This window comes from Streptomyces sp. NPDC048383 (genome assembly GCF_040651775.1).
Taxonomy (GTDB): Bacteria; Actinomycetota; Actinomycetes; order Streptomycetales; family Streptomycetaceae; genus Streptomyces.
Window position 1 is genome coordinate 1 of record NZ_JBEZKS010000143.1, and the last position, 2,297, is coordinate 2,297.

2 protein-coding genes and 1 pseudogene are annotated in these 2,297 nt (G+C 68.8%); all 3 read right to left on the reverse strand.

Annotation, left to right across the window (positions count from 1 at the left end; all coding sequences use genetic code 11):
* A partial coding sequence (locus tag AB0D46_RS38455) for an ATP-binding cassette domain-containing protein (protein WP_362884744.1) occupies positions 1-347 on the reverse strand: 347 nt, incomplete at its 3' end.
* 34 nt (positions 348-381) lie between these two features.
* Positions 382-1,515, reverse strand: coding sequence for an aliphatic sulfonate ABC transporter substrate-binding protein (locus tag AB0D46_RS38460; protein ID WP_362884745.1), 1,134 nt, complete (start codon positions 1,513-1,515; stop codon positions 382-384).
* Positions 1,516-1,727: 212 nt separating this feature from the next.
* A pseudogene (locus AB0D46_RS38465) lies at positions 1,728-2,297 on the reverse strand (hypothetical protein); the annotation flags it as partial.

Genomic DNA, 2,297 nt, shown 5'->3' on the forward strand with positions numbered 1-2,297 from the left:
GGGACGCCGCGCAGGCGCAGGGCGAGTTCGATGTTCTTGCCCGCGGTGAGCCACGGGAAGAGGGCGTGCTCCTGGAACATCAGGGCGGGCCGGCCGCCGGGGGTCTCGATGGACCCCAAGGACGGCTTGTCCAGACCCGCGACCAGGTTCAGGAGCGTGGACTTGCCACACCCCGAGGCCCCCAGGAGGGTGACGAACTCGCCGGGAGCGACATCGAGACTGATGTCGTCCAGGACGAGCTGTGAGCCGGCCGGGCCGGAGAAGGACTTCGAGACGTGCTCGATCCGAGCGGCGTGCGTCAGCTCCGCTACGGCGCCCTCGGCAGCCTTGGCAAGTGTCGTGGCCATGGTCGTCACCTCCTGGGGTTGCTGATCTACGGAGTTACTTGGCGCCGAGACCGGCGTCGGAGACCTCGGGCTTGCCGGCGGCCTTCAGCACCTTGTTCAGGAGCGTCAGGTCGTAGATGCCGGCCAGGTCGGGCTGCTCGATGAGCTTGGCCTTGACCGCCCACTCCGACTGGGTCTTCAGCGTCGACGCCAGCGGGTCGTCGGTGATCGCGATGCTCGGCCACGCCGGGTCGATGATCTTCGCGTCGAGCGGCTTGCCGCTCTCCGCCGCCAGCTTGGCGTTCGCGGAGGCCTTGGCCTTGTCCGGGTTCGCGTTGATCCACTCGTTGGTCTTCACCGTGCCCTTCAGCACGGCCTCGACCACGTCCGGGTGCTCCTTGAGGAACTTCTGCGACACGATGACGTTCGTGATCACGAACTTCTTGTCGGGCCACAGGGCGGTCTCGTCGAGGAGGACGGAGCCGCCGTCGGAGACGAGCTTGGACGCCGTGGGCTCCGGCACCCAGGCGCCGTCGATCGAACCCTGCTTGAAGGCGTCCGGTGTGACCTTGTTGTCCGTACGGACGACGGAGACGTCGCCCTTGCCGGACTCCGGGTCGACCTTCCAGCCCTTCTCGGAGATCCAGTTGAGGAACGCGACGTCCTGGGTGTTGCCCTTCTGCGGGGTCGCGATCTTCTTGCCCTTGAGGTCGTCCAGGGTCTTGATCTTCTCCGGGTTCACGACGAGCTTGACGCCGCCCGAGGCCGAGCCGGAGATGATCCGCAGGTTGGAGCCCTTGGACTTGACGTAGCCGTTGATCGACGGCGAGGGGCCGATGAAGCCGATGTCGAGAGAGCCGCCGTTGAGGGCCTCGATCTCGGACGGACCGGCGTTGAAGGACTGCGGCTTGATCGTGGTGCCGTTCAGTTCCTTCTGGATCAGGCCCTCCTGGAGGCCGACCAGCGCGGTGGCGTGCGTCAGGTTCGGGAAGTACCCGATGCGGACCTCGGAGGCGGAGAGCTTCTTGCCCGCGTCGGCGGCGACGTCGGAGGCCGCGCCCTTGGGCTCGTCCTTCGCCGCCTCGGAGCCGTAGCCGCAGGAGGCGAGGGCGCCGATCAGCAGGGGCAGGGCGGCAGCGGCGACGACGCCGCGGCGCAGGGTGGTACGGGTGTTTCCGGTGGCAGGCACGGGAGGACTTCCTCTCGTAGCGTCATCTCATGACGCACGTCTTCGTCTGTGGAACAGGGGCGGGTACGGCGGGAGGGGGGTGTGGGCGCGCATGCGGTGCGCGTACGTCATCGCGCACATCGCGCAACCCCTCCCTGGCCGCTGCCGAGGGCGCCGCTGCCGACGCGGCCGCCCTCCTTCGCGAAGGTGGCGTAGATGTCGGTCATCATCGGTTAGAAGTCCCACCCTTCTTCATCCGCCTGGACGGTGGTCTCGGCCTTGGAGGCGAACGACTCCCCCGCCATTCCGGCCGCCAGGGTCGTTCCGTCGGCCGGGTCGATCAGCAGGAAGGACCCGGTGCGGCGCGAGTCGGCGTACGCGTCGAGCGCGAGGGGCTCGGCGGTGCGGACGACGACGCGGCCGATGTCGTTGGCGACGAGCTGCCCGGGGTTCGGGTGCTGGGACAGGTCGTCGAGGGTCAGCCGGGAGGGGATCTCCTTGACGATCGCCTTGACCGTCCGCGTCGTGTGCTTGATCAGCACCCGCGCGCCGACGGCCAGCGGCTGGTCCGCCACGTGGCACACCGTCGCCTCCACGTCCTGCGTGGTCGCCGGGGCGCTCGCGGACGGGGCGATGAGGTCACCGCGGGAGATGTCGATGTCGTCCTTGAGGCGCAGCGTCACCGACTGCGGGGCCCAGGCGATGTCGACGCTCTCGCCGAGGGCGTCGATGCCCTCGATGACGGAGGTCCGGCCCGACGGCAGGACGGTGACGGCTTCGCCGACGCGCAGGACGCCGGAGGC